The following is a 23720-nucleotide window of genomic DNA, read 5'->3' as shown; positions in this document are numbered from 1 at the left end:
ACCACGCAATCCCATGCTGCTTTTGTGACGGCTGTATAGCGGCGAGGGCGGGGGACGTCACCACCGGCTAACCCTCTCCACGGCGGAATCTTGCTGGTGTGGCATTTTTCTCTGCCGGTGCGCTCGAGTCGCCCCGCCGGGAGCCGCGTGCGGCGATCTCGGCGACCAATGTCGTCAGGCTGTTGATCGCGTTCAGCGACAAGCCGGCATCGCCGCCGGCTTCGCCCCGGGCCGATTCGGGCAGAACGGCACGCTGGAAGCCGAGTTTTGCCGCTTCTTTCAGCCGGGCCGGGGTCTGCGCTACCGGGCGCACCACGCCGGACAGCGAGATCTCGCCGAAATAGACCGCATCGGAGGGCAACTGCGCATTAACCAGCGAGGACACCAGCGCCGCCGCGGCGGCCAGATCAGCCGCGGGCTCGTGGATGCGCAGGCCGCCCGCGACGTTCAGATAGACGTCGTGGCCGGACAGCTTCACCCCGCAATGGGCTTCCAGCACCGCCAGCACCATCGATAGCCGGCTCGGATCCCAGCCCACCACGGCCCGGCGCGGGGTGCCGAGCGAGGTCGGCGCCACCAGTGCCTGCAATTCGACCAGAACGGGTCTTGTACCCTCGATACCCGCGAAGACTGCGGTGCCGGGCGTGCCGAGATCGCGCTCCGACAAAAACAGCTCGGAAGGATTGGTGACTTCGCGCAGGCCAAGCCCGGTCATCTCGAACACGCCGATCTCGTCGGTCGGCCCGAAACGATTCTTCACGGCGCGCAGGATGCGGAATTGCTGCGAGCCTTCGCCCTCGAACGACAGCACCGCATCGACCATGTGCTCGACCACGCGAGGGCCGGCGATCTGTCCGTCCTTGGTTACATGGCCGACCAGGATGATGGCCGCGCCGGTCCTTTTGGCAAAACGGATCAGGGCCTGCGCCGAGGCGCGCACCTGCGTCACCGTGCCGGGTGCCGATTCCACCGTGTCGGTCCACATGGTCTGAATCGAATCGATCACGATCAGCCGCGGCACCGCGCCCTCAGACAGCGTCGAGACAATGTCCTCGACCGACGTTTCGGCGGCGAGCTGCACCGGCGCATCCGACAGCCCGAGCCGTTCGGCGCGCAACCGCACCTGCGCGACCGCCTCTTCGCCCGAGATGTAGACGACGCGGTGTCCGGCGCGCGCGAGCAGGCTTGTGGCCTGCGTCAGCAGCGTCGACTTGCCGATGCCGGGATCGCCGCCGACCAGCAGCACCGAGCCGCGGACAAAGCCGCCGCCGGTCACGCGATCGAGCTCCGTCATGCCGGAGGACAGGCGCGGGGCGTCCTGGGTTTTTCCGGACAGGCTCTCGAGCGCGAAGGTCCGCCCCTTGCGCTTGGAGCGGATCGACACCGGCACGCTGCCGGTCGTGTCCTCCTCCGCGAGCGTATTCCACTCGCCACAGGACTCGCATTTGCCCTGCCAGCGGTTATAGGCCGCGCCGCAGTTCTGGCAGACGAAGGAAAGTGTGTTCTTGGCCATGGGGACAGCGAGTCCGGGGACAGCGAGTCGGGGGTTTCAGGTTTGCTGATAGCACGGAATGACGGGTCGAGAGAGTGAGCCCCGGCGCCCCCCCGAAGCCCGGCTACGGCTGCGCCGCGTTCCAGAGCATGGAGAGGCCGGCCGCGATCATGATTGCGTCCATCACCAAGCGGAACATCTCCGGCTTCAAGCGCAGCACGAAGCGTTTGGCGATGAAGGCGCCGGCCATCAACGACGATCCTGCGACCAGGCCTTTGACGAACACATCGCCAGTCAGCGCGCCGAAACGTTCGAAAGTCACGGATTTCGCAACATAGAGCCCGAGCGAAGATGCCGCTTCGGTGGCGAGGAAAGCGCCGCGGGACAAGCCGTAGAACAGGAATAGCGGCACGCTGAGCGGGCCGGTGGAGACGACGATGCCGGTGAGATAGCCGATGACGGCCCCGCCGATCGCCAGATGCCAGAGATTGGCCTTGAGATCGTGCCGCGCCAACCAGTGCCGAACCGGCACCATCGCGATCAGGAAGACGCCGATGGCGAGATCGACGGCGTGCGAGGGCAGGGCCAGCAGCGTCCGCGCGCCGAGCACGGCGGCTGGAATGCCTGTCACCGAATAAGCCGTGCAGGCCCGCCAGTCGACCTCGCGCCACCAGGCCAGGATTCGTGACAAGTTGGCCATGACGGCGGCCAATGCCATGATCGGCACCGCCTCCTTTGGCCCATAGGCATAGACCAGCACCGGCATCAGCATGATCGACGAGCCCGTGCCGACGATGCCGGAAATGGTGCCTGCGACGAGGCCGACGATCAGGACGAACAAGAAAGCCAAACCAGTCTCCACGAATCGGGAGAGTTTAGCCGCGGCCAGCGGCGCGGGCGATCCGCGAGGCGAGAGAACCTTATCTTGCCGAGAGCCCGGCGTTAACCATCGCCGACGGTTCCAGTCTGAGCGAAATCGCTTCGAAGTTTCTTAAATCTTACTGGGTACCTCTCTTGGGCATAGTGACCTGGGGGAAGAAGAGTATGGGTAAGCGAGCCAAACGCGGAAAGGCGCAGACGTTCGCAATCCCGATGGCCGCGAGAGTTGCAGTTGGCGCCGTCGCCGTCGCAGCGTTGGGGTACGGCTTGCTGTCCCGACCGGCGAACGTGCAACCGGCACGAAAGCCGTCCGCGCACGAAGCCCAAGCGTCATCAACTCCGGTTTACGTCTCAACGCCTGTTCATGCATCAGCTCCGACGCCGGCTTCGGCTCCGCTTACGGCCCCGGCGCCTCTGGTCGAACCGCCCAAAGCGGCTGACGTTCCCGGAGCATTCGTGCGGCAGGTGGTTGACTACGCCAGCCGCCAGACGCCGGGCACCGTGATCATCGATACCAAGAACACATTCCTCTATCTCGTTCTGAACGACGCGCAGGCACTGCGCTACGGCATCGGTGTTGGCCGCGAAGGTTTCACATGGTCCGGTGAGCAGACTGTGGCTCGTAAGGCAGAATGGCCGGATTGGCATCCGCCTGCGGAGATGGTCTCGCGTCAGCCTTATCTGCCGCGGTTCATGGCAGGAGGTCCTGGCAACCCGCTCGGCGCTCGGGCGATGTATCTGGGCGACACCGAATATCGAATTCACGGCACCAACAAGCCCGATACGATCGGGAAGCGGGTCTCGTCCGGCTGTATCCGACTGACCAATGAGGACGTCGTTGACCTCTATGATCGCGTGAAAGTCGGCGCGAAAGTGATCGTGCTTCCGACGACCGTTGCCCGCCGAGCACCCCAGGGAGCGCCAGCCGACGCCGCTTTCCGATTACCGGACCCGGCATCACCGCCGAACCGGCCCTCGGCAACTCACGCGCAGATGCCGTCATCTGGAGCGAAGATCGCCGAGGCGCAGTAATTCGTCCTCCGTCCTCATCCTGCAACGGAGGACAAGGAGGCAATTCAAGTCGCCTACGAGGTCATCCGGTCGGAAGCTTGTGACAGGCACAAACAATTTATGGCTTGTAGGGCGGAGGACAGACCACCACCTCGCCCGAAGAACTTCTCCGGCACGGCTCAGTCACCCCGATTGCGGTATGAGTATAAGCGTAGCTCAGAGCTGCGCCGGTTAGAGCAGCACCAAGGATTGCAATTTGCCATCGCAATTTCATGCCGTCGACGTCCCCGAAGAGGGGCGTCGACGGGCTGCCCCTTCATATCGAAGCCCGAGCTGTCTCCCGTAGGCCCTTCGCATCGCATGACGCGCTGCTGCGATGAAGTCCACGCTCCACCGTGTCGACGACCGCTTCTGAAAACATCCCGCCAGTGTTTGCCCGACGCGTCAAATCAGTGTTTCGGAGCATGCGTAACCCATTGATTTGCCAGCCATCGGCTACTGTGCATGGGGTTGTTTTTCATGTTTTTGTTGAGTTGGCGCGGCAAGTCGGTGCTCGCAGCACATGGGGCAAGTCCGGCTGCGCGCTGCTGACAGCATGTTGGCAGCAGGGTCCGGCTACGACCATCTCCTGACAAAACAAAGAGTGGGTCATGCGGGTCGAGGGAAGCTGTCATTGCGGTGAGACGGTGTTCGAGGTGACGGAGGCGCCCGCGAGCGTCACCCGTTGCACCTGTTCGCTCTGCGCCAAGCGCGGCGCGTTGTGGGCCTATTACACGCCGGCGCAGTTTCGGCTGCTGTCGCCCGCGGAGAACCTCGCGACCTATCTCTGGGGCAGCCGAACGGTCAAACACCATTTCTGCGCAAGCTGCGGCTGCGGTACCTATTCGGAGTCGCCGGACTGGTCGACCGGCAAGCCCGATTTCGACAATCCGAGGGTCGCCGTCAACGCGCGCCTGTTCGACGAGTTCGATCTCGAGACCGTGCCGGTGACCATGATCGATGGCAAGAATTTATGGTGAGCATGCGCTCTCGCGCATGTCTGCTGCTCGTCCGTGCTCTTGAGGCCCTCTTGAAAAGCTGATCTGTTTCCGGCCCGACAGAAAAAGGGGAGGAAGCCGATGATGCGTCTTTTCGCGCGAGTGATGCTCGCGATGTGTCTGGCCGTTGTAGCCGGCTTCAATGCGCAGGCGCAGACCAGGCCCAAGGTCACGACATCAGGACCGGATTTCCCCAAGGCCGCGCTGTTCGTCGGCAACAGCTTCTTCTATTACAACAACGGCATGCCCGGGCATCTCTCCTTCATGGAGCGGGCTGCGGACCCTGAAAACAAGACGGCCTATCGCAACACCATGGCGACGATCGGCGGTTCCGGCCTCGATTGGCATGACATGGACAACCTGCTGCGGCCGGGTGGCCTCGGCGCCTATTCGTTCGACGAGCAGAACAACGTCGTCTTCAACAAGCCGGGCAGGCAGTACGACGCCGTCGTGATGATGGATTGCAGCCAGTGCCCCATCCATCCGCAATTGAAGGACGCGTTCACGACCTTCGTAAAGAAGGACAGCGAGATCGTCCGCGCCAACGGCATGCGGCCGGTCTTGTTCATGTCCTGGGCTTACGCCGACAAGCCTGAGATGACGGAAGCGTTGGCCGAGGCCTACACAATCGCAGGCAATGCCAATGATGCGCTGGTGATCCCCGCAGGTTTTGCCTTCGCGCGCGTGCGCAAGCTGCAGCCCGAGCTCAATCTGTATGCGCCGGACAAGCGGCACCCGAGCCCCGCAGGCACATATCTGGCGACCTGCGTGACGTTCGCCGCGCTGACCGGCCGCTCGCCGGTCGGCAATTCCTACACGATGGGACTGGACGGCCCGACGGTGGAGCTGCTGCAGAAAGCAGCGTGGGACACGGTGCAGGAGTATTACGGGCGTTGACCTAGCGCAGCACGACCCACGCCGGTGCGTGGTCGCTCGCGCCTTCTTCGCCGCGAACCTTCTTGTCCACGCCGGCTTTTGCCAGGCGTGAGACGAGGGCAGGGCTGAGCAGGAGATGGTCGAGCCGCAGGCCCGCATCTCGCGGCCAGCGGTTTCGCTTGTAATCCCAGAAGGTGTAGATGCGCTGCTCGGGGTGCAGTTCGCGGATCGCGTCACACCAGCCTTGTGCCAGCAGCGAGGCAAAGGCCGCACGGCTCTTCGGTTGGATCAAGGCATCCTTGTCCCACGAGCGCGTCGGATAGATGTCGAGCTCATCAGGTGCAACGTTGTAGTCGCCGGCGAGCACCACGGGCAGCTCCTGCTTGAGCAAGGTTCTGGCATGGCGCTTGAGCCGCGCGAACCAGTCGAGCTTGTAGTCGAATTTCGGTCCCGGCTGCGGATTGCCGTTCGGCAGGTAGATGCTGGTGACGATGACACCGCGTACCGCGGCCTCGATGTAGCGGGCTTCGTGATCGGCAGGTTTTCCCGGCAAGCGATCGCGGGTGAGAATGGGCTCGGCATTGCGGGCCAGGATGGCGACGCCGTTCCAGGTCTTCTGTCCACACCACACTGCGCCGTAACCGGCCTTTTCGATCGCGGTCGCCGGAAATTCGCCATCACTTGCCTTCAACTCCTGAAGTGCGACGACATCTGGCTTCGCCGTTCGCATCCATGCCAACAGATTGGGCAGGCGGCGATTGATGTTGTTGATGTTGAATGTCGCGATCTTCATGTAGAGCTACCGGCTCCTGCCTTCCGCTACCGGAGAAACAATGTCCAAGTTGAGCTTTGCCGTCATCGCCGTCGCCGTTGCGTTCTCCGGGGTTGCCTCGGCACAATCATCCGATCCGCGCGGCGCGTGCAAGGCCGACTACGACAAATTCTGCGCCGGCATTGCGCCGGGCGGCGGCATCCTCGCCTGCCTCAACGCCAAGCGCGACAAGCTCAGCGCAACCTGCAAGACGGCGCTGGACAGCAGGAAAAAGAAGTAGGCGGCAAGTCGCTCAGCCCGGCAGCGGCGGCGCGCTTGCGGGCTGTTCGATCGATGGCGGAGCGGGCGTCTGCTGCTCGACCGCCTGCGCGGAAGCAGGCTTGGCCAGCGGCTCCACCACATTTCCGCCCTTGTAGATGCGGGCGTAGCGGCGGCCGAGGCTGGTCAGCACCTCGTAGCCGATCGTTCCGAAATGATGCGCGAGCTCGTCGACGGTGATGCCCTCGCCGAGCAGCGTCACCATGTGGCCGCGCCGCGCCGCATTCGGCGGCAGATCGGTGATATCGATCGCGATCAGGTCCATCGAAACGCGGCCGGCGACCGGACAGCGCTTGCCGGCGACGATGACCTCGGCGCCGCGGGTGCCGTCATTGGAGCTTGCGGCGCGGAAATAGCCGTCGGCATAACCGACCGCGATGATCGCGAGTTTCGTCGGTCGCCGTGCCGTCCAGGTGCCGCCATAGCCGACGCTCTCGCCGCGCTCGACATTGCGGATCTGCACAATGCGGGCCTTGAGATCGACCACCGGCTGCATCGGATTGTCAGCCTCCGGCGTCGGGTTGACGCCGTAAAGCGCGGCGCCCGGCCGCACCATGTCGAACTGGAAGGGCGCGCCGAGGAAGACGCCGGACGAATTGGCGAGCGCCGCCGGCACGCCGGAGAATTCGCTGGCGATGCCGCGGAAGGCCGCGAGTTGCTTGGCATTCACCGGGTTGTTGAGCTGCTCGGCCGAAACCAGATGGCTCATCACCAGCGTAATGCCGTGATCGCCGGCGTTGATGCGGGGGATAATGGCCTGCGCTTCCGCGAGCGTCAGGCCGAGCCGATTCATGCCGGTGTCGATGTGGATGGCGGCGCCACCGGTCCAGCCGGTGCGGCGGCAGAACACGTCCCATTCGGCGAGCTCGTTGAGATCGCCGATCACGGGGCGGCAGTTGATCTGGGCGTAGTGCTCGCCGGTGTTCTGGAAATAGCCGCCGAGCACGTAGATCGCAGGCTCCGGCACCGCCGCGCGCACCTTGCGCGCTTCCCCGATGGTGGCGACGAAGAAGGTCTTGCAGCCGGCCTTGTTCAGGGCACGCGCGACTTGCTCGGCGCCGCAGCCATAGGCGTCTGCCTTGATCACCGCCGAGCATTCGGCCGGCACCGCCGTCTTCTCGAGCTTGCGCCAATTGGCGATGATGGCATCGAGATCGACGGTGAGCACGCCGCCGAAGGTCGCGAGCGCGGCAGCCTGATTGGCCTCCGCGGAGAGAAGGCCGGATTGCGGGATCATTTTCGGGTCGGACGCCATTGTCATGGCGCCGTTTTACGCAAGAGGCCGGTCAGGTTCAACCCAGGGAACTCAGTAGTCGCCGCCGCCGCGGTCCGGCACCTGGCTGTCCGGCGCAAGGTCGCCGAACCGGGTGACCGACGCTTCGAAGGCCAGATCGACGGTGCCGGTCGGGCCGTGGCGCTGCTTGCCGATGATGACTTCGGCCTTGCCGTGCGCAAGATCCATGTCCAGGCGCCATTTTTCGTGCTCGGGTGTGCCCGGGCGCGGCTCCTTGTTTCCGAGGTAATATTCCTCGCGATAGACGAACAGCACGACGTCGGCGTCCTGCTCGATCGAGCCGGATTCGCGCAAATCCGAGAGCTGTGGCCGCTTGTCGTCGCGCGATTCGACCTGGCGCGAGAGCTGCGAAAGCGCAATCACGGGCACGCTGAGTTCCTTGGCGAGCGCCTTCAGACTGGTCGTGATCTCGGTGATTTCCTGCACGCGGTTTTCGCTGCGCTTGCCCGAACCCGACAAGAGCTGGATGTAGTCGATGACGATGAGGTCGAGGCCCTTCTGCCGCTTCAGCCGGCGGGCGCGCGCCATGAGCTGCGCAATCGAGAGACCGCCGGTCTCGTCGACATAGAAGGGCAGCGACTGCAGCTCGATCGAGACCTCGCGGATCTTCTCGAAATCGGCCTCCGAGATGCCGCCGCGGCGGATCGAGGAGGAAGGGATGCCGGTGCGCTCGGCCACAATACGCGTGGCGAGCTGGTCGGCCGACATTTCGCAGGAGAAGAAGCCGATGACGCCGCCATGGGCAGCCTTCATGGTGCCGTCGGCCTGGAGTTCTGGAACATAGGCCCGGGCGACGTTGTAGGCGATGTTGGTCGCTAGCGACGTCTTGCCCATGCCGGGGCGGCCGGCGACGATGATGAGGTCGGAGTGCTGCAACCCGCCCATTTTGGTGTCGAGGTCGCGCAGGCCCGTCGAGATGCCCGACAGCTTTCCGTCGCGCTGGAACGCTTTCGCGGCCAGATCGACCGCAAGCGTCAGCGCCTGCGAGAATTTCTGGAAGCCTCCGTCATAGCGGCCGGATTCGGCGAGTTCGTAGAGGCGGCGCTCGGCGTCCTCGATCTGCGCCCGCGGTGCGAAGTCGACCGGGGCGTCATAGGCGACATTGACCATGTCCTCGCCGATGCCGATCAGGTCGCGTCGCAATGCCAGATCGTAGATGGTGCGCCCATAATCCTGCGCATTGATGATGGTCGTCGCTTCGGCGGCGAGGCGCGCCAGATATTGCCCGATGGTCATGCCGCCGATGTCGGTGTCGGCGGGCAGGAAGGTCTTCAGGGTGACGGGCGTCGCGATCTTGCCCATCCGGATCAGGCTGCTGGCGGTCTCGAAGATGGTCTGGTGCAGCGGCTCGAAATAATGCTTCGGCTCCAGAAAATCGGAGACGCGGTAAAACGCGTCGTTGTTGACCAGGATCGCGCCCAGAAGGCTCTGTTCCGCCTCGATGTTATGCGGCGCGCTCCGATAGGCCGGGGTTCCGGCTTCGGGCGCGAGTTTGAGAACGTTCGAATCAGTCAGGGCCATGGTCGAGCGATAGCAATTTTCTGGGGCGGATGCGGGGCCGGGATAAAGCGCCGCCTCAGCCCAAAGCGGAAGCAAAAGCTCGCCGCTATCAACCGATCATTAAAATGGTGGATGATTGACCGCCGCAGCACGCGCCGCGCTTGACGGATTTCGTGGAACCAGGTCGCGGCCTAGATGCGGTCGTTACGCACCCCGGAAAACGCCGGATGAAGTGAACCTGATGGGGTGCCGGGCAGACACATCGAGACGCGCGGGAATGACCCACGGCCAGGCGCTTTTGGCTCGGTTCAGACCAGCAGGAGGTAGACCAGTGCAACCAGGGCCGCCCCGACGCCGGTAGCGATCAGGGCGTAATCGGTGCGGAGGTCGTCCTGCACGTCGAATGAGGTTTTGGTCTCGTTGCTCATGGCGACGGTCTAAGCCAGGGCTGACGAGACTTATGTGAAGCAGATCACATCTCCCCGGATTCTTTCGGGGGTACAGCCGGAACAGGTTAGCGGGCGGGGGGTTGTCTCCTGATCTGCCACCAGGGAACGAGGCAAGCGATGCGGCCAGAACGGCAGCCCCGGAATTGGCGAAGCGAAGCAGGCAGCCGACTTTGGCTGTCGGGGCTGATCGCGGCCATGGAGCACGCTGAGCGGCCGGAAGTGCGTCGGGAACCGGTCGCCCCTGAAATCCTGAAAGCGCTGCGGATGCAATTGGCCTTAACGGCCGGTTCCACGTCCGCTCCGGTTTCGACCCTGCGCCACTAGGACTCATTCACCAGCCAGCTTCAGCCTCGGCGTGGCGCCGGCTTCGACGGCCCGCAGTCGGGCTTCTTCACGCGCGATGTAGTTGCGCGTCATCGGCACGACGCCCTGACGGCGGGTGAGTTGAATCTGGAAGTTCATCATATGCTGCTTGCGGAACGTCATCTCGCTGGCTGCTAGATAAAATTCCCACATCAGCGCGAAGCGCTCGTCATACAGCTGCACGGCTTCTTCGCGTCGCGCCATGAAGCGCTCGCGCCATGCCTTCAGGGTTTCGGCGTAATGAAGGCGCAAAATCTCGATGTCGCAGACCAGCAAGCCCGCCCGCTCGATCGCCGGCAGCACCTCCGAGAGGGCGGGGATGTAGCCGCCGGGAAAGATGTATTTGGCGATCCAGGGATTGGTGGAGTCCGGGCCCTGCGAACGGCCGATCGAGTGCAGCAACATGACGCCGTCCTTATCCAGCAGCTCGGCGCAGCGCCGGAAGTAGGTGTCGTAGAAGCGGGCGCCGACATGCTCCAGCATGCCGACTGAGACGATGCGGTCGAACGGACCGGCGATGTCGCGATAGTCCTGAAGCAGGAATTTGGCCGATCCGGTCAGGCCCTTTTCGGCTGCGCGCGCATTGGCGATCTGCAACTGCTCGGTCGACAACGTTATGCCGGTGACGTCAGCACCTGCGATCTCGGCGAGATAGAGCCCAAGTCCGCCCCAGCCCGAACCGATGTCGAGGACGCGCTGGCCGCTCTTGACGAGCAGCTTTGCGGCGACGTGCCGTTTCTTGGCAAGCTGTGCATCGTCGAGTGTGCTCTCCGGCGTCTCGAAATAGGCGCAGCTATATTGCTTGTCGGCGTCGAGGAAGAGCGAATAGAGCCTCGCATCGAGATCGTAATGATGTGCGACGTTGCGGCGGGATCGCGGGCGCGGATTGAACTGCTTCAGGTGCCGCACCAGATAGCGCAGGTGCCACCAGGGTTTTGCCCAGTGCGGCAACAGGTCGGGTTGACCGAGCAGGATCGCGAGAGCATCAGCTATGGTGCCATGCTCGACAATGAACTCGCCGTCCATATAGGCCTCGCCAAGCCCGAGCTCGGGATTGACGAGGATCTTCCGCTCTGCGTCCGCGGTGACGAAGCGGACTGCGACCGGTTCGCCCGAGCCGTCGCCGACGGTGAACTTCGAGCCCTTCGCCGTGGTCACCGTCATCGACCCGCGGCGGATGAATTGAGACAGGAATTGACGCAACAATCGGTCCATCGGCACCCATCCTCTCGAGCGAACCTGAAGAGATGCGACTAACCCGGCCTTTCACACCCTACGCCCGGGCATCTCAGCGGTTCCTATGCGCTTGCATCTAGATCTAGGGAGGTGTCCCGGGCCCGCTATTGCGCTGTGCTCAAAGCGGATATTCCAAAACCGCTTAATCACATCCTTGCGCGCGGTGCCTGCTTCCATTCGCGGCTCAATCGGATAAAAGGTGACCCGCCGCGGCGCCGCCTGCCGGCTGCACCTCTCGGAATTCAATGGAGATGATGGGAATGTCGAGCCGAGCGCTCAGCCTCGCGACGATCTTGCTTCTGATCGGCTTCGGCGCGACCGATACCGTTTTCGCGCAGGCGACGAACCTCGAGGCCGGCAAGGCCCCATCCCAGCTTTTCGCGCAGACCTGTAATGCATGTCACAAGAGCCCGCGCGGCCTTTTGAAAACAGTGGCGCCGGGCTCCTTGCCGGCCTTCCTGCGCCAGCATTACACGACCAGCCCCGACATGGCCGGCGTGCTTGCCTCCTACCTCGTCTCCAACGGGGCCACCGACACCCGCTTCCAGGCGAAGGACGGCCATAAGGACGGCAAGGACAAGAAGGACGGCGCCAAGGATAAGGACAAGGAAGCCAATACCAATCCCGCGCAGTCTCCTGAACATCAGGGCCGCCGGCAACGTTCCCAGGAGTCCGCCAAGCCGGAAGGCGAGGGTGCCGCTCCCGCGGCCGAGGGCGCGCGTCAGAAGCGCGCCGCGCGGCCGGCCGAAGAAGGAACGAAGGAAGGTGCGAAGCCCGAGGGCCAGGCTGTCCCCGAAGGGCGCAAGGCCAAGCGTCTCGGCAAGCGCGGCAAGCCGGGAAGTGATGAGGCGCCGAAGGTCGATGCCGCGGCGCCGACGGCAGACGACAAGAAGAGCGAGCCGAAGGTCGAGTCCAAGCCCGAGACAAAGCCCGAGACTGCGAAGGTGGATTCCGGCGAAGCTAAATCCGAAGGCAGCAAACCCGAAGGCAGCAAGCCGTCCGACAAGCCCGCCGAGGCCAAGCCGGAAAGCGACAAGGTGGAGCCGCGCGGCAGCGAAGCTCCGGCGTTGCGGCCCGATCCGGTGCCGCAGGTGACGCCGGCCGCACCGTCCGCCGCGAAGCCTCCCGAGCCAGCTGCGCCCAAGGCGGCGGAAGAGGCTGCTCCCAAGCCCGCCGCGAGCGCCGAACCGCCAGCGAAGTCGCAGGAACCGGCGCCGCCCGCGACCGCTGCGACTCCACCGGCGCCAGCCGAATCGTCCGGTCCGCCGACGCCGCCGATTTCGCGATAGGCGACCACATTTTTAGACATGCGAAGGCCGCGCTCTCGCGCGGCCTTCGTCGTTTCGGCTACAAGCTCAATCTGTTGTCGCCCGCGGTCGGCGAGAAGCGGATCTGCCGGGCGAGGGTGATCAAGTCGGGCCGTCAGGTCTCCGTCGCCGCAGCCGGCGTTTTCTGCGTCAGCGCCGGGGTCGAGACCATACGGCGACGGCGCTCGCGTCGATCGCGATGCTGAGCGAGGATTGTGCCGCCACAACGAAAAACCCGGCCGCCTGAGGCGACCGGGCTTCGAAAGCCTGCGCGAACGCGAGGCTTACTTCTCGGTCTCTTCCGCGGCCGGCGCCGGCTCGGCGTCGTCCTGCAGGGCTTCCGGGTCGAAGAACTCGCCGGCGGCTGCGATCGCTTCGGCCGCAGCATCCCGGTCTTCGTTCCGGCTCGAGATGTCCTCGCCGCGGTTGATGCGCTCGGCCTCGTCCTGGCTGCGCGCCACGGTGACACTGATCTCGACCTCGACCTCGGGGTGGATGGCGACCGTGATGGTGTGCTTGCCGATGGTCTTGATCGGCGCATCGAGCTGAACCTGCGGGCGGGACAGCGAAACCCCGTCGGCTTCGAACGCCACGACGATGTCGCGCACGTTGACCGAGCCGAACAGTTGACCGGCTTCCGAAGCTTGACGGATCACGATGATGTTCTTGCCCTGGATCTTCTCGGCGACCTTGGACGCCTCGCCCTTGGACTCAAGGTTGCGAGCCTCGAGCTCGGCCTTCATGCCGTCGTACTTGGCACGGTTGTCGGCGGTGGCGCGCAGCGCCTTGCCGCGCTTGAGCAGGAAATTGCGGGCATAGCCGTCGCGAACCTTCACGACTTCGCCCATGTGACCGAGCTTGTTGACGCGTTCCAGCAAAATGACTTCCATATTAGTTCTCCTTTGATGTGTTGAGTGAGGTGGAATTTCGAACTTGAACTTTCGGACTTGAACTCAAGAGGTCGGCAGCGGCGGTGGCTGGCGCGTGCGAAGGAAGCGTTCGCGGAGGCCGAACACGGCATCGGCGAGGCCGAGGATCACCATCGCGATGACGGGCCATCCGAACACGACGACGACGGCGTAGGTCGAGCCGAGCCAGAAGGTGCGGCTCTTCAGCGCCAGCGTCAGCGTATGCAGCACGGCAAAGCCGGTCAGCGCGTACCCCATCATCAGCGCAGCCGTCGCGATTTGCGCCGCGATCGCAAGCAGTCCGCCGGTGAAGCAGAAGGCGAGCGCGACGCAGAGCGCCACGAGCGTCATCGGCGGCAGCTCCGCGGTCATCAGGTCCGGCCAGGGGCGCCGCAACCGGCCCGACGTCGCCGTCACCTTGGTGCTGAGCCAGAGGTTGAGGGTCAGCGTCATCATCGCAACGATGGTGGCACCCGCCGGCAAGATACGCACCAGTGCGCCGACGAATTGGTCGGTCTCGCCGGAGCTCTGCGGGTCGGCGGCGCGGAGGAGGCGCATCAAGCCACGGCGCAGCGTGCCGGTGATGGTCTCCGCGTCGGTGCCGATCGTGAGCAGCGCGGCGATCGTGGTCAGTGTGGCGAAGCCCGCGATCCACAGCAGGATACGGCCGACCGGATACCACTCCAGCGCAGGCTCGGTGGGCGGCTCGGCGGCGGGCTCCGGCGCGGCGGCTCCGACCGGCCGGCTGAGCAGGACGAGATGGCCGAGCCACCAGGCCGGCAATGCGACGGTGAGGGCGAAGGCGATGCAATAGGGCAGGCCGAACAGGGCGCCGAGGCCAAGCGCGGCGGCGATGCCGCCCAGGCTCGCGCAAAGCGGTCCCCAGCCGATCGAAGCGACCATCAGCGGCAGCGGTGCGAGATAGAACAGGACGAGCGAGATCAGCGCGCCCGAAATGATCGAGGCGAACATCAGGGCCGACGCAGCGCCGGCGATCAGGGCTATCAGTCCAAAGGCCATCATCAGCTGTCCCGCTCCCTTCGAGCGGTTAGAGGCATCTCGCCCCAACCATCGGCGACCGGACGACCCGGAAGCCTTATGAGAAACTAGGTCGTACGGCCGGCGGCGATGTCGCCGCCGGCCGAATTCGTTTTAGCGAATGACGTAGGGCAACAGGCCCAGGAACCGCGCGCGCTTGATGGCGCGGGCAAGCTCACGCTGCTTCTTCGCGGAAACCGCGGTGATGCGGCTCGGCACGATCTTGCCGCGCTCGGAGACGTAACGCATCAGCAGCTTGGAGTCCTTGTAGTCGATCTTCGGAGCATTCGCGCCCGTGAACGGGCAGCTCTTGCGGCGACGGAAAAACGGGCGGCGTGCACCAGCTTCAGCCATTGTTCTTACTCCCCATCCGTCGTGGTGGTGGTGGTGGTTTCAGCGTCTTCACGCGGACGGCGCGGACCGCGGTCACCGCGGAAGCCGCCGCCTTCACGATCGCCACCACGGAAGCCACCGCCTTCGCGATCGCCACGGAAGCCGCCGCCACGGTCGTCACGCTCGCGGTCACGGTCGGCCTTGCGCATCATCGCGGACGGGCCTTCCTCGAGCTCCTCGACGCGGACGCTGAGATAGCGGATCACGTCTTCGCTGATGCGCTCCTGGCGCTCGATCTCGGCGATCGCCGCGGACGGCGCGTCGATGTTGAGCAGCACGAAATGCGCCTTGCGGTTCTTGTTCATGCGGTAGGTGAGGGAGCGTACGCCCCAATTCTCGGTCTTGGTGACCTTGCCGCCGAGACCTTCGACGATGCCGGTCATCTGCGCAGTCAGCTCTTCGACCTGCTGCGTGCTCGCGTCTTGGCGCGCGAGAAAAACATGCTCATAGAGAGCCATGGAAGTCCTTTCCTCATGTTGGCGCATCGCCCGGCGTCAAGCCCTTAAGAGGCCTTCGGAAAGGACTCTGGGATTAAGCTCAGAAGGCGGAAACACGGGACGACGGGCCGACTGGCCCTGCCACACCAAAATCACAAATGATTTGCTGAGACCGTCCGTTCAGCTCCCGGCCGGGGTCTGCGGATGGGCGCCTTATACGGATTTCGGCTGACTTGGCAAGGTTGCAGGCGCGGTTTCGGCGCGGGGATCGCAATGCGGGCGGCCGGATCCGCCGCCGACCATCATACCGGCTTGATTTGTTTGTTTGTATATCATACAAATAAATCAACCGGAGCGAACTCCAATGGCAGATAAGCCGGCCCACGAGCCCCTCAAGGAGGCAGGCGATCCCAAACACGCCGCCCGCGCCACGCGGTCGGCCGGCCGCAAAATGCGCTCGCTGCTGCTTGATGCCGCGAGCCCGCTGTTTCGGGAGCGGGGGCTGTCGGGTACGGCGATCACCGACATCGCGGCCGCTGCGAACGCGTTCCCGAGCCAGATCACCTATTATTTCCGTACCAAGGAGGCGCTGTTCGTCGAATGCGCCTGCCGCGAGCTGCTGTATCTGGCGCGGGCGACCGAGCAGGCGGCGCTGAAGGCGCGCGCGCCGCGGGATTATACCCACGCGCTGGCCGAGACCGTGACGACGAGCGATTCGGTGGCCTTCTTCGCCGAGGCGCTGACGCTGACGCGGCGGCGCCAGGATCTCGCGCCGCTGGTCGAGCGCACCATCGAGCGCCTGCACAGTGAAGGTGCGCGGGCCTATGCGAGCCAGGTCGCGCGGCACGGCTGGCGCTCCCTGCGCGCGCCCGACGAGAGTTCGCGGCGGTTCTGGGCCGTCGCCATCGGCGTCATCCTTGAGGGCTACGCCATGGGCCGTTCGCCCGAGGCGCTGTGCGCCGAGATGCTGCGCGTGCTGGGCGAACAGGCGAAATCCTCTGATGACACTGCGCGGCTGCGCCTCGTCGACGCGCGCGACGCATCGAGCAATTCGAATGAGGAGGATTAGGCCATGACTGCGCTTCGCATGCGTGCCCGCGATTTCCTGACCGACGAGCAACTTGCCGACGTGCGCCGGCGCGTGACCTGGAAAGGCGTCGCGCTGATCGCGCACGCCTGGGCGCTCATCATCGCGGCAATCGCCTTGGTCGCGTGGTGGCCCAATCCGATCACTTATGTGCTCGCCCTTGCCATCATCGGCTCGCGCCAGCTCGGGCTCGCGATCCTCATGCATGACGGCGCGCATGGCTGCCTGTCCCCCGACGAGAAGACCAATCTGACCCTAAGCCAGTGGTTCTGCGCCTATCCTCTGTTTGCGGAGACGCGCAGCTATCGGCGCTATCACCTTCAGCACCATGCGCGCACCCAGCAGGAGGACGATCCCGATCTCGTGCTATCGGCGCCGTTTCCGATCACGAAGCTGAGCTATCGCCGCAAGTTCATTCGCGACCTCACCGGGCAGACCGGCTACCAGCAGCGCAAGGCGCAATTGCTCAACGCGCTCGGGCCGAAGGACTGGCCATCGCGGCAGCGCGCGGCGCATTTGTGGGAGAAGCTTGGCCCGCAATGTCTGGTCAATGGCGCGATGTTCGCAGCGCTCACGGCGGCCGGCGTGTGGTGGGCCTATCCGCTGCTATGGCTGGTGCCGCTCCTGACCTGGATGATGGTCATCACCCGCATCCGCAACATCGCAGAGCACGCGGTCGTACCTGACAGCAACGATCCCCTGCGCAATACCCGCACCACCTATGCCAATTTCCTCGAGCGCTTGTTCATCGCGCCGTACTACGTGAACTACCACCTCGAACATCATCTCTTGTTCTACGTGCCCTGCTACAATCTGCCGAAGGTGCACCGCTTGCTGAGTGAGAGCCGGCATGCGGGCCGGATGGAGGTGCAACCGAGTTATGCCGCCGTGCTGCGGCTTGCGACCGCGAAGCCGAACCGCGATGACCGGCCGGGGCAATTGGTCAACAGCGCGCGCCGTGCGCAGGCGGGGTCCGAGGTCGATGCCAACCAGACGGCTGGCGGATTTTAGGAACCCGTCACTCCGGTTGAAGGCTGCCAGTCGAAGGCTGATCGAAGTTCCCATCTTGGCTTGACATTCCGGCCCCGGACAGTGTCTACGGCCCCCTTTGGAGCTTGATCCGGAACCATGGCCTAAGGCCGCGCGTCATCGGCTGCCGGTTCTCGCAGGGATCACGCCCGACAAGCAGGGAGCGCCGATGACGGCAGCATTCACATTTCCGGGGCAGGGTTCCCAGGCGGTCGGCATGGGCAAGGCCCTGGCCGATGCCTTTCCGGTGGCGCGCGCCGTGTTCGACGAGGTCGATGCCGCGCTGGGGGAGAAGCTGACGGCGACCATCTGGGATGGTCCGGCTGAAACCCTCCAGCTCACCCAAAACGCCCAGCCGGCCCTGATGGCGGTGTCTATCGCCACCCTGCGGGTGCTGGAGGCCGAAGCCGGGTTTTCCGTGCGGCGGGATGCGGCCTTCGTCGCCGGCCACTCGCTCGGCGAATATTCGGCGCTGGCCGCGGCCGACAGCCTGACGATTTCCGACACGGCGCGGCTGCTTCGCATCCGCGGTCTCGCAATGCAAAAAGCTGTGCCGGTCGGCGTCGGTGCGATGGCCGCTCTGCTCGGCCTCGACTACGAGGCCGCCGTGGCGGTGGCGGAGGAGGCCGCTCAGGGAGAGGTCTGCCAAGCCGCCAACGACAATGGCGGCGGGCAAGTGGTCGTCTCCGGCGACAAGGCTGCGGTCGATCGCGCCGTCGAGATCGCCAAAACCAAGGGCGCTAAGCGAGCAATGCTGCTGCCGGTGTCCGCACCGTTCCATTGCAAACTGATGCAGCCGGCTGCCGACGCAATGGCGGAGGCGCTGGCCGGGGTCACGATCAAGGCGCCGGCCGCCCCGCTGGTGTCGAATGTGCTGGCGAGCGCGATCACCGATCCCGACGAGATCCGCCGGCGCCTGGTCGAGCAGGTCACCGGCACTGTGCGGTGGCGCGAGTCGGTTGCCTATATGGCGGGGCAGGGCGTCACCCGTTTCTTTGAGATCGGTGCCGGCAAGGTGCTGACGGGCCTGGTCAAGCGTATCGCAGACGGTGCCGTCGGCGTTGCGGTCGGTGGTCCCAACGACATTGCTGCTGCCAAAGATGCATTGGCTGCTGCCAAGCAGGCCTGAAGCGCGATAATTCGTCGTCGCGCGCGAGTTCTACAGTTGACGCACGACCCTTTCGGAAAACCGCTGCGCGCGTTTCCGGATCGTGCCTTGGAGGAGTTATCGATGTTCGATCTGACTGGCAAAAAGGCGCTCGTCACCGGCGCAACTGGCGGCATCGGCGGCGCGATCGCGCAGGCGCTGCACGCGCAGGGCGCCACCGTCGCGATATCGGGGACGCGCAAGGAAGTGCTGGATGAGCTTGCAGGCAAGCTCGGCGAGCGCAACCATGTGCTGCCCTGCAATCTCTCCAAAGTCGAGGAGGTCGAAGGGCTGGTGCCCGCTGCGGAGGCGGCGATGGGACAGGTCGACATCCTCGTCGCCAATGCCGGCATCACGCGCGACAATCTCTTCGTGCAGCTCCGCGACGAGGACTGGGAGGAGGTCATCAACATCAATTTGACCTCGACCTTCCGCCTTGCCCGCGCCGCAACCAAATTGATGATGCGCAAGCGCTTCGGCCGCATCATCGCCATCACTTCGGTGGTCGGCGTCACCGGCAACCCGGGGCAGGGCAATTATACTGCGTCGAAGGCAGGCCTGATCGGGATGATCAAGACGCTGGGTGCCGAATACGCCAAGCGCGGCGTCACCGCGAACTGCATCGCTCCCGGCTTCATCAAGACCCCGATGACCGATGCGCTCAACGACAAGCAGCGCGAAACGATTCTGACCAAGGTTCCGGCCAATCGCCTGGGGACGCCAGAGGACATCGCGGCGGCCGCCGTCTACCTGAGTTCGAACGAAGCGGCCTATGTCACCGGCCAAACCATCCACGTCAACGGCGGCATGGCCATGATCTGACGCCTCATGCCGCACCGCCCCTTGGGCAGCCGAATGCGGCAAACGGCCGTTTCCGGAGCGAAATGAGGCTTGTAGTCAACGCAATTGAAGTATGATAACCGGACCTTCAACGGATGGGCAAAGAACGCCATTGCAGGTTTTTGAAACCCTGTATATTGGCGATGCGGAGCCTTGGCCGTCATTCGCCGGGCCTGCATCGGTAGGATGGGGCCAGATCAAAGTTCGTAAGCGAAGGCAGTCAACGACCACGACGGCTCGTATCGTCCCGGGGGGTCGGGTCTACAGGGAACAACACGAGGTTATGCAATGAGTGAGATTGGCGAGCGGGTTAAGAAGATCGTGGTCGAACACCTTGGTGTTGAACCCGAGAAGGTTGTCGACGCTGCGAGCTTCATCGACGACCTCGGCGCCGACAGTCTGGACACCGTCGAGCTGGTGATGGCGTTCGAAGAGGAATTCGGTTGCGAGATTCCGGACGATGCCGCGGAAACGATTCTCACCGTCGGCGACGCCACCAAGTTTCTCGAGAAGAACGCGAAGAGCTAACGCTCTTCATTTCGCGGGGACAACATTGAAACCGGACGGACCGCCCAACAGCGGTCAGCCGGTTTCTTGTTATTGGCCGTGAATCTTTCGATGCGGAGTTTTCGGACATGAGGCGGGTTGTCGTTACGGGTCTTGGCATGGTTTCGCCACTCGGCTGCGGAGTCGAGCCGACCTGGAAGCGCATCCTCGACGGCGAAAGCGGCGCACGCAAAATCGAGAGCTTCGATGTCTCCGATCTTCAGACCAAGATCGGCTGCACGGTCGTGCGCGGCGACGGCACCAACGACACTTTCAATCCCGACATCTGGATGGAGCCGAAGGACCAGCGCAAGGTCGACGACTTCATCATCTTCGGCATGGCCGCAGCCGGCCAGGCGCTCGACGATGCCAACTGGCATCCCGAGACCGAAGAGGATAAATGCGCCACCGGCACCATGATTGGATCCGGCATCGGCGGCCTCAACGGTATCGCCGAGACTGCGGTCCTGCTGAAGGAACGCGGGCCGCGCCGGGTCTCGCCGTTCTTCATTCCGGGCCGCCTGATCAATCTCGCCTCCGGTTATGTCTCGATCAAGCATGGGCTGAAGGGGCCGAACCATTCGGTGGTCACGGCCTGCTCGACCGGCGCTCACGCGGTCGGCGATGCCGCCCGCCTGATCGCGCTCGGCGATGCCGACGTCATGGTTGCGGGCGGCGCGGAATCGCCGATCGGCCGCATCGGCATTGCCGGCTTCAACGCCGCGCGTGCGCTCTCGACAGCCTTCAACGAAACGCCTGAGAAGGCCTCGCGTCCTTACGACAAGGACCGGGACGGCTTCGTGATGGGCGAGGGCGCCGGCGTTCTGGTCCTGGAAGAGCTCGAACACGCCGAGCGCCGCGGCGCGAAGATCTATGCCGAGGTGATCGGCTACGGTCTCTCGGGCGATGCCTACCACATCACCTCGCCGTCACCCGACGGCGACGGTGGCTTCCGCAGCATGACGGCAGCGCTCAAGCGCGCCGGCCTCACCGCGTCCGATCTCGACTACATCAATGCGCACGGCACCTCGACACCGCTCGGTGACGAGATCGAGCTCGGTGCGGTCGAACGTCTGCTCGGCAATGCCGCTTCCAAGGTCGCGATGTCCTCGACCAAATCGTCGACCGGTCACCTTCTGGGTGCGGCTGGCGCGATCGAGGCGATCTTCGCCATTCTCGCGATTCGCGATAATGTCGTGCCACCGACCATCAACTTGGACAATCCATCGGTCGAGACTGCGATCGATCTCGTGCCGCACAAGGCGAAGAAGCGCGAGGTCAACGTCGCGTTGTCGAATTCTTTCGGTTTTGGCGGTACCAACGCGTCGGTGATCTTCCGGCGTCCGGTCCAATAGTTTGTGTTTGCGACGAATCCACCGTTTTGCCGTATTCGGCGATAGTCATACAAGTGGGCGCGTGTACTTGGCCAGACAAGCGATTGTCGGGTCGCATTTGAACCGGCAGGATTCAGGTTGCTTCGATGAGTGAAAGGCCGCCCATTTCGCCCCGGAGCCCGCGGGCAGCGCTCGAGCCCGAGCAGGTCCCGCCGCCGCCGAAGCGATCGGACCGCGCGCGCAATCCGTTCGTGATCGTCGGCAACGCCATCATCACCCTGCTGCTGATTGCAATGATCGGTGCGGGCGGCGTGTACTATTACGGCCGGCAGGTGCTCGAGGCGCCGGGACCGCTGAAGGAAGACAAGATCGTCAATATCCCGCAGCGCGCCGGCAAGCGCGACATCGCCGAGACGCTGAACCGGGAAGGCGTGACCGACGTCAATCCGTGGGCGTTCATTGCCAGCGTCGCTGCGTTGAAGGCGAGCTCGGACCTCAAGCCCGGTGAATACTCGTTCCAGAAGAACGCGTCCTTGCGCGACGTCATTGCCACAATCGTCGAGGGCAAGGTGGTGCAGCATGCCGTGACGATTCCGGAGGGCCTCACCTCCGAGCAGATCGTGGCGCGCCTGTCCGACAACGACATCTTCACCGGCAGCGTGCGTGAGCTGCCGCGCGAAGGCACGCTGCTGCCCGAGACCTACAAGTTCCCGCGCGGCACCCCGCGCGATCAGGTGATCCAGCGCATGCAGCAGGCGCACAAGCGCGTGCTGACCGAGATCTGGGAGCGCCGCAATCAGGACATTCCGGTCAAGAGTCCGGAGCAACTGGTGACGCTGGCCTCGATCGTCGAGAAAGAGACCGGCAAGCCTGACGAGCGCAGCCGTGTCGCCGCGGTGTTCGTCAATCGCCTGAAGCAGAGGATCAAGCTGCAGTCCGATCCCACGATCATCTATGGCCTCGTCGGCGGCAAGGGCACGCTCGGCCGTCCGATCAAGCGCAGCGAGATCACGCAGCCTTCGCCCTACAACACCTATGTCATCGAGGGCCTGCCGCCGGGCCCGATCTCCAACCCCGGCCGCGCCTCGCTCGAGGCTGCCGCCAACCCGGCCCGTACCCGCGACCTCTATTTCGTCGCGGATGGTACCGGCGGGCATTCCTTTACCGAGACCTACGACGCGCACCAGAAGAACGTCGCCAAGCTGCGCGCCATGGAAAAGCAGATCCAGAACGACACGGTCGAGCCGGCCGAGGACGCGCAGCCGCCGGCCGGCGCCGCGCCCGGCGCCGCCGATACGCCGACGGCGACGACGCCGGCACGCCCCAGCCAGCAGAAGAAGCCGCCGGCCGCTCGCCCCGCGGGTCCGCCGCCGGCCCGACAAGGCGCGGTGCAGGCCTCGCCCCCGGTGGTGCAGCGCTAGGCCTGCGCGTAGACCTGCCCCGCGGGACTTTGCGGATTACATTTTCCTGCAAAATAGTCTTAAGATTCGCGTGGCTTGATGGCCGCGCGAATCCCGTGCTTCTGGAGAAATTGACCTGATGGCGTTGTCGTCCATGACCGGCTTTGCCCGAAGCCACGGCGCGAGTGGGCCGTATACGTTCGAATGGGAATTGAAGTCGGTCAATGCCAAGGGCTTTGACTTGCGGGTGCGGCTGCCGCAGGGGTTCGACGAGCTTGAGGCTCATGCCAAGAAGCGCGCCGCCGAGCTGCTCTCACGAGGCACCGTCTACGCCAATCTGACCGTCAAGCGGGCCAATGCAGCCACCAGCGTCCGCGTCAACGAGGACGTGCTCAACGCCGTCCTCAAGGCCGCCGCCGTGATCGCCGGCAAGGTCGATGCGGTCGCGCCGAGCGTCGACGGGCTTTTGGCCATCAAGGGGGTCATTGAGGTCGCCGAGCCCGAGGGCGACGAGGAGGAGGACAAGGCCGCGCGCGCCGCCGCCGCGGATGCCTTCGACAAGGCGCTCGCCGAACTCGTCGAGATGCGCAAGCGTGAGGGGACCTCGCTCGGGCAGATCCTGATCCAGCGCGTCGACGAGGTCGAGCAGCTGGCGAAGAAGGCGGAGGCCGCGCCCGGTCGCAAGCCCGAGGCGGTCAAGGCCAGGCTCGCCGAGCAGATCGCGAGCCTCCTCGACACCTCCGACCGTTTTGATTCCGACCGCCTGATGCAGGAAGCGATCCTGATTGCGACCAGGGCCGACATCCGCGAGGAGCTCGATCGGATCGCCTCGCACATCGCGCAGGCGCGCGAGCTGATCGGCAAGGGCGGCCCGGTCGGGCGCAAGCTCGACTTCCTGGCGCAGGAGTTTCACCGCGAAGTCAACACCTGCTGCTCGAAGTCGAACGACATCGAGCTGACCAATACGGGGCTCGCCATGAAGAACGTGGTCGAGCAGTTCCGCGAGCAGGTCCAGAATCTGGAGTGA

At 64.4% G+C, this 23720-nt stretch carries 23 protein-coding genes and 1 pseudogene; 14 read left to right on the top strand and 10 right to left on the bottom strand.

Going from position 1 to position 23720, the window contains the following annotated elements:
- Positions 1-67: 67 nt before the first annotated feature.
- The gene (gene radA / locus IVA93_RS21280; protein ID WP_018459134.1) at positions 68-1513 is read right to left on the bottom strand and encodes a DNA repair protein RadA; all 1446 of its coding nucleotides are present in this window, start codon (positions 1511-1513) and stop codon (positions 68-70) included.
- A gap of 103 nt (positions 1514-1616) precedes the next feature.
- Positions 1617-2342 carry a sulfite exporter TauE/SafE family protein gene (locus IVA93_RS21275; RefSeq protein ID WP_018459133.1) on the bottom strand — a complete coding sequence of 242 codons (726 nt, stop codon included), beginning with the start codon at positions 2340-2342 and terminating at the stop codon, positions 1617-1619.
- A gap of 194 nt (positions 2343-2536) precedes the next feature.
- Between IVA93_RS21275 and IVA93_RS21270 the strand changes: the two genes are divergently transcribed.
- From IVA93_RS21270 to IVA93_RS21260, 3 genes are all read left to right on the top strand, one after another.
- Entirely contained in the window at positions 2537-3403 is an 867-nt protein-coding gene (locus IVA93_RS21270) for a L,D-transpeptidase (RefSeq protein WP_085352901.1), read from the top strand.
- Between the two features lie 629 nt (positions 3404-4032).
- Positions 4033-4401, top strand: coding sequence for a GFA family protein (locus tag IVA93_RS21265; protein ID WP_018459131.1), 369 nt, complete (start codon positions 4033-4035; stop codon positions 4399-4401).
- 99 nt (positions 4402-4500) lie between these two features.
- On the top strand, positions 4501-5316 hold the full coding sequence (locus IVA93_RS21260; protein WP_018459130.1) for an SGNH/GDSL hydrolase family protein: 816 nt from the start codon (positions 4501-4503) through the stop codon (positions 5314-5316).
- A 1-nt stretch (position 5317) separates the two neighbouring features.
- Here the strand turns inward: IVA93_RS21260 and IVA93_RS21255 are convergent, their stop codons facing one another.
- The gene (locus IVA93_RS21255) at positions 5318-6088 is read right to left on the bottom strand and encodes an exodeoxyribonuclease III (RefSeq protein ID WP_204510983.1); all 771 of its coding nucleotides are present in this window, start codon (positions 6086-6088) and stop codon (positions 5318-5320) included.
- A 40-nt stretch (positions 6089-6128) separates the two neighbouring features.
- On the opposite strand from IVA93_RS21255, the gene IVA93_RS21250 reads away from it, so the two are divergent.
- Complete coding sequence (locus tag IVA93_RS21250; RefSeq protein ID WP_247368767.1) at positions 6129-6347, top strand: cysteine rich repeat-containing protein; 219 nt, start codon at positions 6129-6131, stop codon at positions 6345-6347.
- 12 nt (positions 6348-6359) lie between these two features.
- Here IVA93_RS21250 and alr read toward each other — a convergent pair whose 3' ends face one another.
- The 3 genes from alr to IVA93_RS21235 all read right to left on the bottom strand — a co-directional run bounded on the left by alr (position 6360) and on the right by IVA93_RS21235 (position 11206).
- A complete protein-coding gene (alr, locus tag IVA93_RS21245; protein WP_018459127.1) occupies positions 6360-7640 on the bottom strand; it encodes an alanine racemase in 1281 nt (426 codons plus the stop codon).
- 51 nt (positions 7641-7691) lie between these two features.
- On the bottom strand, positions 7692-9200 hold the full coding sequence (locus tag IVA93_RS21240; RefSeq protein ID WP_018459126.1) for a replicative DNA helicase: 1509 nt from the start codon (positions 9198-9200) through the stop codon (positions 7692-7694).
- A 755-nt stretch (positions 9201-9955) separates the two neighbouring features.
- The gene (locus tag IVA93_RS21235; protein ID WP_018459125.1) at positions 9956-11206 is read right to left on the bottom strand and encodes a cyclopropane fatty acid synthase; all 1251 of its coding nucleotides are present in this window, start codon (positions 11204-11206) and stop codon (positions 9956-9958) included.
- A 281-nt stretch (positions 11207-11487) separates the two neighbouring features.
- Between IVA93_RS21235 and IVA93_RS21230 the strand changes: the two genes are divergently transcribed.
- Positions 11488-12516 (top strand): hypothetical protein, encoded by a 1029-nt coding sequence (locus IVA93_RS21230; protein ID WP_247789220.1) that lies wholly within the window; start codon positions 11488-11490, stop codon positions 12514-12516.
- Between the two features lie 26 nt (positions 12517-12542).
- A pseudogene (locus tag IVA93_RS21225) lies at positions 12543-12781 on the top strand (PaaI family thioesterase); the annotation flags it as partial.
- A 37-nt stretch (positions 12782-12818) separates the two neighbouring features.
- On the opposite strand, the gene rplI reads toward IVA93_RS21225, so the two are convergent.
- The 4 genes from rplI to rpsF form a co-directional block, all read right to left on the bottom strand.
- On the bottom strand, positions 12819-13424 hold the full coding sequence (gene rplI / locus IVA93_RS21220; protein ID WP_007609316.1) for a 50S ribosomal protein L9: 606 nt from the start codon (positions 13422-13424) through the stop codon (positions 12819-12821).
- A 63-nt stretch (positions 13425-13487) separates the two neighbouring features.
- Positions 13488-14465, bottom strand: coding sequence for a hypothetical protein (locus IVA93_RS21215; RefSeq protein WP_204510986.1), 978 nt, complete (start codon positions 14463-14465; stop codon positions 13488-13490).
- Between the two features lie 129 nt (positions 14466-14594).
- Complete coding sequence (rpsR, locus tag IVA93_RS21210) at positions 14595-14834, bottom strand: 30S ribosomal protein S18 (protein ID WP_007592020.1); 240 nt, start codon at positions 14832-14834, stop codon at positions 14595-14597.
- A 5-nt stretch (positions 14835-14839) separates the two neighbouring features.
- On the bottom strand, positions 14840-15331 hold the full coding sequence (gene rpsF, locus IVA93_RS21205) for a 30S ribosomal protein S6 (protein ID WP_247368761.1): 492 nt from the start codon (positions 15329-15331) through the stop codon (positions 14840-14842).
- Positions 15332-15674: 343 nt separating this feature from the next.
- Between rpsF and IVA93_RS21200 the strand changes: the two genes are divergently transcribed.
- The 8 genes from IVA93_RS21200 (at position 15675) to IVA93_RS21165 (ending at position 23720) form a co-directional block, all read left to right on the top strand.
- Complete coding sequence (locus IVA93_RS21200) at positions 15675-16379, top strand: TetR/AcrR family transcriptional regulator C-terminal domain-containing protein (RefSeq protein ID WP_247368759.1); 705 nt, start codon at positions 15675-15677, stop codon at positions 16377-16379.
- A gap of 3 nt (positions 16380-16382) precedes the next feature.
- Entirely contained in the window at positions 16383-17408 is a 1026-nt protein-coding gene (locus IVA93_RS21195; protein WP_247368756.1) for a fatty acid desaturase family protein, read from the top strand.
- Positions 17409-17595: 187 nt separating this feature from the next.
- Entirely contained in the window at positions 17596-18555 is a 960-nt protein-coding gene (fabD, locus tag IVA93_RS21190; protein WP_026233738.1) for an ACP S-malonyltransferase, read from the top strand.
- A gap of 102 nt (positions 18556-18657) precedes the next feature.
- Entirely contained in the window at positions 18658-19395 is a 738-nt protein-coding gene (fabG, locus tag IVA93_RS21185; protein WP_247368753.1) for a 3-oxoacyl-[acyl-carrier-protein] reductase, read from the top strand.
- 306 nt (positions 19396-19701) lie between these two features.
- Positions 19702-19941: an acyl carrier protein gene (locus tag IVA93_RS21180; protein WP_006020277.1), complete on the top strand. Its 240-nt coding sequence runs from the start codon at positions 19702-19704 to the stop codon at positions 19939-19941.
- 107 nt (positions 19942-20048) lie between these two features.
- Positions 20049-21314 carry a beta-ketoacyl-ACP synthase II gene (gene fabF, locus IVA93_RS21175; RefSeq protein ID WP_247368751.1) on the top strand — a complete coding sequence of 422 codons (1266 nt, stop codon included), beginning with the start codon at positions 20049-20051 and terminating at the stop codon, positions 21312-21314.
- 125 nt (positions 21315-21439) lie between these two features.
- Positions 21440-22714 (top strand): endolytic transglycosylase MltG, encoded by a 1275-nt coding sequence (mltG, locus tag IVA93_RS21170; RefSeq protein ID WP_085362176.1) that lies wholly within the window; start codon positions 21440-21442, stop codon positions 22712-22714.
- A 118-nt stretch (positions 22715-22832) separates the two neighbouring features.
- The gene (locus tag IVA93_RS21165) at positions 22833-23720 is read left to right on the top strand and encodes a YicC/YloC family endoribonuclease (RefSeq protein WP_018459114.1); all 888 of its coding nucleotides are present in this window, start codon (positions 22833-22835) and stop codon (positions 23718-23720) included.

Origin of the sequence: Bradyrhizobium sp. 155 (assembly GCF_023101105.1) — a bacterium.
GTDB lineage: Bacteria > Pseudomonadota > Alphaproteobacteria > Rhizobiales > Xanthobacteraceae > Bradyrhizobium > Bradyrhizobium canariense_D.
The sequence above is the reverse complement of the archived record's forward strand: the minus strand, read 5'-3'. Positions and strand labels throughout refer to the sequence as shown.

Coding starts and splice junctions, on each gene's coding strand:
- alr (WP_018459127.1), bottom strand. CDS start 7,640: ATGGCGTCCGACCCGAAAATGATCCCGCAATCCGGCCTTCTCTCCGCG.
- IVA93_RS21230 (WP_247789220.1), top strand. CDS start 11,488: ATGTCGAGCCGAGCGCTCAGCCTCGCGACGATCTTGCTTCTGATCGGC.
- IVA93_RS21215 (WP_204510986.1), bottom strand. CDS start 14,465: ATGATGGCCTTTGGACTGATAGCCCTGATCGCCGGCGCTGCGTCGGCC.
- IVA93_RS21270 (WP_085352901.1), top strand. CDS start 2,537: ATGGGTAAGCGAGCCAAACGCGGAAAGGCGCAGACGTTCGCAATCCCG.
- rpsF (WP_247368761.1), bottom strand. CDS start 15,331: ATGGCTCTCTATGAGCATGTTTTTCTCGCGCGCCAAGACGCGAGCACG.
- mltG (WP_085362176.1), top strand. CDS start 21,440: ATGAGTGAAAGGCCGCCCATTTCGCCCCGGAGCCCGCGGGCAGCGCTC.
- IVA93_RS21200 (WP_247368759.1), top strand. CDS start 15,675: ATGGCAGATAAGCCGGCCCACGAGCCCCTCAAGGAGGCAGGCGATCCC.
- IVA93_RS21195 (WP_247368756.1), top strand. CDS start 16,383: ATGACTGCGCTTCGCATGCGTGCCCGCGATTTCCTGACCGACGAGCAA.
- rpsR (WP_007592020.1), bottom strand. CDS start 14,834: ATGGCTGAAGCTGGTGCACGCCGCCCGTTTTTCCGTCGCCGCAAGAGC.
- IVA93_RS21260 (WP_018459130.1), top strand. CDS start 4,501: ATGATGCGTCTTTTCGCGCGAGTGATGCTCGCGATGTGTCTGGCCGTT.
- fabF (WP_247368751.1), top strand. CDS start 20,049: ATGAGGCGGGTTGTCGTTACGGGTCTTGGCATGGTTTCGCCACTCGGC.
- fabG (WP_247368753.1), top strand. CDS start 18,658: ATGTTCGATCTGACTGGCAAAAAGGCGCTCGTCACCGGCGCAACTGGC.
- IVA93_RS21265 (WP_018459131.1), top strand. CDS start 4,033: ATGCGGGTCGAGGGAAGCTGTCATTGCGGTGAGACGGTGTTCGAGGTG.
- fabD (WP_026233738.1), top strand. CDS start 17,596: ATGACGGCAGCATTCACATTTCCGGGGCAGGGTTCCCAGGCGGTCGGC.
- IVA93_RS21235 (WP_018459125.1), bottom strand. CDS start 11,206: ATGGACCGATTGTTGCGTCAATTCCTGTCTCAATTCATCCGCCGCGGG.
- IVA93_RS21250 (WP_247368767.1), top strand. CDS start 6,129: ATGTCCAAGTTGAGCTTTGCCGTCATCGCCGTCGCCGTTGCGTTCTCC.
- rplI (WP_007609316.1), bottom strand. CDS start 13,424: ATGGAAGTCATTTTGCTGGAACGCGTCAACAAGCTCGGTCACATGGGC.
- IVA93_RS21180 (WP_006020277.1), top strand. CDS start 19,702: ATGAGTGAGATTGGCGAGCGGGTTAAGAAGATCGTGGTCGAACACCTT.
- IVA93_RS21255 (WP_204510983.1), bottom strand. CDS start 6,088: ATGAAGATCGCGACATTCAACATCAACAACATCAATCGCCGCCTGCCC.
- radA (WP_018459134.1), bottom strand. CDS start 1,513: ATGGCCAAGAACACACTTTCCTTCGTCTGCCAGAACTGCGGCGCGGCC.
- IVA93_RS21165 (WP_018459114.1), top strand. CDS start 22,833: ATGGCGTTGTCGTCCATGACCGGCTTTGCCCGAAGCCACGGCGCGAGT.
- IVA93_RS21240 (WP_018459126.1), bottom strand. CDS start 9,200: ATGGCCCTGACTGATTCGAACGTTCTCAAACTCGCGCCCGAAGCCGGA.